This is a genomic window from Ilumatobacter sp. (genome assembly GCF_049588435.1).
In the GTDB taxonomy this organism is placed as follows: domain Bacteria; phylum Actinomycetota; class Acidimicrobiia; order Acidimicrobiales; family Ilumatobacteraceae; genus Ilumatobacter_A.
This window is the reverse complement of record NZ_JBAVYV010000295.1, coordinates 1-2,207: the sequence shown is the minus strand read 5'-3', so window position 1 is coordinate 2,207 and position 2,207 is coordinate 1. Positions and strand designations below refer to the sequence as shown.

Annotated in this window: 3 protein-coding genes; all 3 read left to right on the top strand. The window is 60.7% G+C overall.

Annotated elements, in window-relative coordinates; genetic code table 11:
• A partial coding sequence (gene glgP, locus WBV89_RS11525) for an alpha-glucan family phosphorylase (protein ID WP_423981495.1) occupies positions 1–1,178 on the top strand: 1,178 nt, incomplete at its 5' end.
• Between the two features lie 47 nt (positions 1,179–1,225).
• Positions 1,226–1,849, top strand: a complete 624-nt coding sequence (locus tag WBV89_RS11520; RefSeq protein ID WP_423981494.1) for a YrbL family protein — start codon at positions 1,226–1,228, stop codon at positions 1,847–1,849.
• A 64-nt stretch (positions 1,850–1,913) separates the two neighbouring features.
• A partial coding sequence (locus WBV89_RS11515) for an ATP:cob(I)alamin adenosyltransferase (RefSeq protein ID WP_423981493.1) occupies positions 1,914–2,207 on the top strand: 294 nt, incomplete at its 3' end.

Below are 2,207 nucleotides of genomic sequence, written 5' to 3'. Positions count from 1 at the left end.
GCGCCAGGCTGCTTGATGAACTGGGCGTCGACCCCGAAGTCTGGCACCTCAACGAGGCCCACGGGCTCTCCGCCGCCTTCCACCTCTACGAGAAACACCACAGCACGGAGGAGGTGAAAAAGCGGCTCGTTTTCACCACCCACACTCCGGAGGAAGCCGGCAACGAACGCCACGACTTCAATCTGCTGCGCGATTTCTCGTTTTTCGGCGAAATCCCTGAATCCGAAGTGCGCGAAATCACCGGCATCGAAGGCGACGAATTCAACCACTCGTTGGCCGCCTTACGGCTCGCCCGAATCGCCAACGGTGTTTCAAAACTCCACGGCGAAGTCTCCCGTCACATGTGGGAAGGCTACCCGGACATTTGCCCCATCACCCACGTCACCAACGCGCAAAACAAGAAATACTGGGCCGACCACGGCCTCGAACACGCCCGTCTCCGCGGCGACATCGAGGAACTCCGGAACCGCAAGCGCGAGCTCAAGGAGCGCTTGTTCCGCATCGTTGCTGACCAGACCGGCAAGTTGTTCCGCCCCGATGTCCTCACCATCGTCTGGGCGCGCCGCTTCGCGGGCTACAAGCGTCCTGACCTGATCGCCCGGGACATCCGCCTGTTCCGCGAACTCCTCCACAACAACGACCAACCGGTGCAATTGATCTGGGCGGGCAAGCCGTTTCCCTTCGATTTCTCCGCCATTGACACCTTCAACCAGTTGATTCGCCTGACCCGCGGCTACCCGAATGCCACCGTCCTGGTAGGCTACGAACTTGAGCTTTCCCGCGCCCTCAAGAACGGCTCCGACCTCTGGCTGAACAACCCGGTGGTCACCCGCGAAGCCTCCGGCACCTCCGGCATGACCGCCGCCATGAACGGCTCGGTCAATCTGTCCACCTACGACGGCTGGGTCTGCGAATTTGCCAAGGACGGCGAAAACTCGTTCATCATCCCGCCCGCTGACCCCGGTCTGGGACATGAGGACCGCGATCGCCACGACCTGCTCGGATTCCATCACTTGATGCGGGAAAAAATCCTGCCACTTTACTACGATCGCCCGGACGACTGGTACCAGATGGTCCTCAACTCGATGAACGACGTGGTCCCGTTCTTCGACGCGGACCGGATGGCCGACGAATACTACAAGAACATCTACGCAGCCGACGGGGAGAAGAATCCCTGACGTCACGCTTCCGCACGCCCCACCATCTGGCGAGGCCCCATCGCAACATGAAAGAAATGATTCAGGTAGATCCTGCCCGGTTGATTGGCAAAGGCGCCACCCGCAGTTGTTATCATCACCCGGACGATCCCGACAAGTGCGTCAAGATCGACAAGCGCGAAACCGGCGGCCCTACGGAAAAGGAAGCCCTCTACTACGAGAAAATCGCGCGACTGCGGCCGCATCTCGACTACAACTTCATTCCGAGGTTCTATGGCATGGTCGAAACCGATCTGGGTAAGGGCGGAGTCTTCGACCTGATCCGGGATGAAACCACCGGTGAGGTTTCCAAATCCTTCAGCCACTACATCAGCCAAGGAGCTGTTGCGGCCGACGACCCGGTATGGATCAAGGCTCACCAGGAATATTTGCAGGCGATCTTCGACAGCGACATCGCCATCCGGGACTTCAATCCGGGCAACGTTTGTGCCCGTCAGCTGTCGGCCGGCGGTTACCAGTTGGTGGCCATCGATGGCATTGGCCACCGCGACTTCCTCCCGGTGTGCGACCACTTCCGTTGGGCGCTCCGCTACAAGGTCCGGCGCCAAATCGTCCGCAAGGACTTCGGCACACTCGAGGAAATCCTCGGTCGGGGCGCCAGGAAAAAGGCCGAACGCGATGCCCGCAGATAGCTACCGCCACCCTCCAACACCATGTGGGTGGACAAAAGCTTCACCCTCCCGGTAAATCCCCGCCATGAGCATCATCACCGGCCGCGGAGATTCAGGAGACACCGACCTCCTGTTCGGCAAACGCATTGCCAAGACCTCCCTCAGAATCGAGGCCCTCGGCCACGTCGATGAACTCAATGCCGCGCTCGGGCTTGCCCGTTCCGCCGCCCACGACCCGGAATGGATCGCGCTGATCGACGGATTGCAGGAACGCCTCGTCGGTCTGATGGGCCAGCTTGCTTGCCTGCCCGAGGATGAGGCGGCCTACCACGCGAAAAAGTATGCCGCCCTCACCGCCGCCGACCTCGAATGGGTGACC